Raw genomic sequence first — 4,011 nt, 5'->3', positions numbered from 1 at the left:
GATGAGGACTGGTGCAGCACAAATACGACGGAACGCACGTTATCTTGCCTGCGACGATGCATCTTCGGATGCCGACCGATCGCGCCGGATTGCCTGTGATGTGGCTCCGTCACACCGATGGAAAGATGCGCCGCGACGGCGTCCGCGCTGCCTTGCTGCAGCGAGTTTGTGCCGTCGCCGAGCGCGGAAGACTGCACGGCGCATCAGGACTCATGAGCATCGCGGCGCATCGTGTCATGGCGTGGATCAGAGAGGCTTGTCGCAGACGAGAAAGGAAGCGAGAATGGCTGAGAAGAGAGAGACGACACGACCGATTAAGACGGCTCTTCAAATCGGGCTTCGAGATACCGGTGCACGGGGATAAGACGGCCGTGGCCGAATCCGGAGCCTGGTGCAACGACTTGCAAGGTCGTTGCCACAAGGGAGAGCTCCGATGAAACTCTATGTTGGATTGGACGTCGGCCTTGAAGAAACCAGCGTTTGCATCGTCGATAGCGAGGGTCTCACGGTCCGTGAAATTAAGGTCAGCACGGAGCCGGAGGCGATCCGCTCCGCTGTAGAGGGCTACGCGGATCGCCTCGATAGGGTCGGGGTCGAGGCGTCATCGCTTGGCACCTGGCTGTATCGCGAATTGCAGCCAGCCGGGGTTCCAATCATTGTGGTGGAGGCGCGCCACATGCGCGTTTCGCTATCGACAATGCGTAACAAAACCGACCGAAACGATGCGCGTGGCATCGCGCAGATGATGCGGTTGGGCTGGTACCGCGCCGTCCATGTCAAGAATATCGACATGCAAAAAATGCGCACATTGCTGACCAACCGGAAGCTGCTCAAGCGCAAATTGGTCGACCTCGAGAACCACGTTCGGGGTGCACTGCGGGCCTACGGATTGCTTGTCGGAGCCGCGGCCCGAGGTGCGTTTGAGGCTCGTATTCGCGAGCTGATCGAGCACTGCGACCCGATTTTTGTAATGTCCATACAGGTCATGCTGGATGTGCGCCGGGCACTCCTCGAGGGCTACGATCGGCTGCATCGCGTGCTCCTGCAGGTGGTCCAGCATGATCCTATTTGCCGCCGTCTAATGACGGTCCCTGGCGTGGGTTCGGTCGTTGCCCTGTCATTCAAAGTTGGCGTTGATGACCCTCATCGCTTTACCCGGTCACGCACGGTGGGCGCCCATTTTGGGCTGACACCGAGGCGTCACCAGTCTGGTACGTCGATCGATTTTGAAGGTCATATCAGCAAACAGGGCGATATCTCAGTGCGGGAAGCGCTATGCGAAGCGGCTGCAAGTCTGTTGCTACGGGTTAGGAAATGGTCGGCGTTGCGAGCTTGGGGACTGCGGATCGCCAGGCGGTCGAGCGTGTTGTGTGCGATTGCCGCAGTCGCACGGAAGCTTGCATGCATTCTGCACCGGATGTGGGTCAGCGAGACCGATTTCCACGTCGGACTCGGCGCCAAGATCACGCAACGATTGCGCTTAAAGCCGGCGCAGTAGCCGCTGCGCAGGCGAGGACGGGAAGGCGCTGGGATTACTCCCAGCATGTTGAGGAGGAACGAAATTAGAGATCCGCGCGCGCGGTGAGCGTCCCCTGGCGGGGCCGCAAAACGGGGAATGTCCGCTATCTCTTGCCTGCTGCCGCCCTTCGGGGACGAGAGCGCAAAACTGCTTGGACAGCCCTGTTTACGAACCTGGTGAAGAGCATGCGACGGCCTAAGTGCTGAACGCGAAGGAACGCATGGGCCCCGCCTGGTGAATGCAATCGCAAGCGCGGTGCTGTGACGTTTGTGCGTTGTCGATGCAGGGAGTCTGTCATGCCTGAAGTGCGACGAGTCGAAGAAAAGCGTAGGAATGAGTTGACTTTGAACGCCCGATTAGGAAGGCGAGATAAAAGGGGCTCGCCGGTCGACCGGCAAGCCATTGGCATGGCTTGGGTTCTGGCGTGCCGTTCGGTCGGGGCGCGTGCCGTGCCTTGCATTTTCAACAACGCATTCAACGACATTCTTGGCACTGCAGCTACTTTAGCAGGCTGAGGATTGTCCACAGCGATCTGCACATTCGGCCCGGGCGCATCCACAGCACCTGCACGCGCAGGCCAAAAGCCTTCATCAACCAGGTGCTACATGCCGCGAGGAAAGCCGGGCACACCTCGGGTCAGCCAGCGCCTGGCAGACGTTCTTGGGCCTGTGGGCGCGCGGCGTTTGGCCGTAGCCGGATCGTCGCGGCCGTTTGAGCTCGACGCGCGGCTTGTGGTGAAGGTGGGTGTCGTTCGTCACAAGGGTTGTTGTTCCGCTCGGCGCCACTCGCTGCTCATCAGATGGCGTGACCCGGAGCGGCAGGCAGGCCTTGATGTTCGATGCCGATAGCGATCATGCCGATGGCTCGGCGTCCGCGGAAGGCTGCATGGACGGCCATCATCAATGTCGGGTGCATCGTCCTCCCGAGGATGCGGGCGACATGACCGACCTCAAGGCGTTTCCGAGCGACCTCGCCAAGCGAAGAAAATCTCCGATTGGATTGCCGTCCATCACTGGAACACAGACAACACTCAAGCCCGTCTCCTCGTTCGTAGTGTCGAGAGGAGGCGCCGACCTCAAGTTTTCTCGGGAAAACATCTGCCGGAGCCCGCTCAAACACTGAGCAAATCGGTTGGATTGCCATCGAGCTGGGGCCAAAGCCGGAGCGTAACATCCGCAACTCCCTGAAGTGAGGCTGCAGCAGAGCGGCGGGCGCGACTTGACCAGGAAGTCGGGCTGGCCACCGACCGGCGTATCGATCTTCGCCCAGAAAATCCCCGCAGCTCCGATCCCTGGATCAGGCGCCTGATTTGGCCGCCTTCAACACCTTGAGAGGATGACGCTTGCTTGCATCTGCCTTGCTCGCGGAATGAGTGCTCGGGCTCGGAGCCCACGAGCATGTGCCGTCCGTCGGCGGGATCATTTAGGTCTGCCCCTTCGGTCAAACCGGCGATCGCGCCCCACCTTCGTGCTCGCAACTCGTTCCGATCTCGATGTTGGTGAGCAGGTGACCGCAAAGGGCCACTTGGCTCGACGACGGGCTGGTAGAACCCTACGCCATGCCGCTCGCTGCCATGGGCGGATTCGGCCGCGACACCGCGACGCCATGGAAGCCCGTACGGGCTGTCTGGTTCAGGAAGGCCGGCACGGTGTCAAACGCCTTCCGGAACTGCCCCCTTTGCGTCAGCGCGTTCGGGAGGTCCGGAACCAAGATCCTTTGGGGACAAGTGAACCGTCGTCAATCTGATCGTCTTGCTGCCCATCTGGGGAGCAACCGAGTGGAGGGCTTGGCGGCTCGTCCGGCAACCGGAACTAGCGCGGACTGGCTTCGAGCTGTTGGGTTTCAAGGTCTACTATCCGCCCGTCTTCTCCTGGTGGTGCTTTGTCTACGATGCCTATGCACGCCAGGTCTTTGTCGAGGGGTCCTTCGTCGCGGCGTCGGGGACGTTTATTTCGATCGCAATGGCGGTCGGCATGGCGGTCTGGTGTGCGCGTGAAGCCAAGAACATCGAGACCTATGGTTCGGTGTGCCGGCGTCCTGTCGGCCCCGAAGGCTATCTCGACAAGAGGAACCAGTGGGAGAAGACCAGTCATTCCCTCCTGGTCGGTATCCCTCCATTGAAGGCCGCTTGTTTGACGAACGTGATCGCTGCAGGTCCTAGGGGTAATCCTAGGAGAAGCGTTATGACGATTTCGAGGGCGGAGGTAATCACATCGGTCGAACGGCGGCGCCGGTGGTCGCAGGACGAGAAGGAACGGCTTGTTGCAGCATCGCTCGAGCCCGGAGCCAGTGTTTCCGAGGTGGCTCGCGCGTCAGGCCTTCATGTCAGCCAGCTGTTCAGGTGGCGCAAAGAGCTTTGCAAGCACGCTGAAGCGAGTATAGCGCCGTTCGTACCGGTCGAGATTGGGCCGTCTGTGCCGCCGCGGGAGGTTGCCGAAGTGCCATTGGCGCCGGCGCGTCGGCGGAGAAGAGCCAAGGCATCATCGAGATCG

The 4,011-nt window shown here is 60.7% G+C and carries 4 protein-coding genes and 1 pseudogene; 4 read left to right on the top strand and 1 reads right to left on the bottom strand.

The genetic code is table 11. The features are described from left to right. Positions 1 to 197, bottom strand: a 197-nt coding sequence (locus L6637_RS42040) for a hypothetical protein (protein WP_237874430.1), incomplete at its 3' end; no start/stop codon positions are given. Between the two features lie 236 nt (positions 198 to 433). On the opposite strand from L6637_RS42040, the gene L6637_RS42035 reads away from it, so the two are divergent. The 4 genes and pseudogenes from L6637_RS42035 to tnpA form a co-directional block, all read left to right on the top strand. Continuing rightward, positions 434 to 1,498 (top strand): IS110 family RNA-guided transposase, encoded by a 1,065-nt coding sequence (locus L6637_RS42035; protein ID WP_237874429.1) that lies wholly within the window; start codon positions 434 to 436, stop codon positions 1,496 to 1,498. A gap of 852 nt (positions 1,499 to 2,350) precedes the next feature. Further along, the gene (locus L6637_RS42030) at positions 2,351 to 2,641 is read left to right on the top strand and encodes a hypothetical protein (protein WP_237874428.1); all 291 of its coding nucleotides are present in this window, start codon (positions 2,351 to 2,353) and stop codon (positions 2,639 to 2,641) included. A gap of 526 nt (positions 2,642 to 3,167) precedes the next feature. Further along, positions 3,168 to 3,543, top strand: a pseudogene (locus L6637_RS42025) (hypothetical protein); the annotation flags it as partial. A 159-nt stretch (positions 3,544 to 3,702) separates the two neighbouring features. Then, a partial coding sequence (gene tnpA, locus L6637_RS42020) for an IS66-like element accessory protein TnpA (protein WP_237874431.1) occupies positions 3,703 to 4,011 on the top strand: 309 nt, incomplete at its 3' end.

Origin of the sequence: Bradyrhizobium zhengyangense (genome assembly GCF_022012435.1) — a bacterium.
GTDB lineage: Bacteria > Pseudomonadota > Alphaproteobacteria > Rhizobiales > Xanthobacteraceae > Bradyrhizobium > Bradyrhizobium zhengyangense.
This window is presented reverse-complemented; position numbering and strand designations above follow the sequence as displayed.

Bases quoted from the DNA above. Each gene is read 5' to 3' on its own strand.
- L6637_RS42035 (WP_237874429.1), top strand. From the start codon at position 434: ATGAAACTCTATGTTGGATTGGACGTCGGCCTTGAAGAAACCAGCGTT.
- L6637_RS42030 (WP_237874428.1), top strand. From the start codon at position 2,351: ATGTTCGATGCCGATAGCGATCATGCCGATGGCTCGGCGTCCGCGGAA.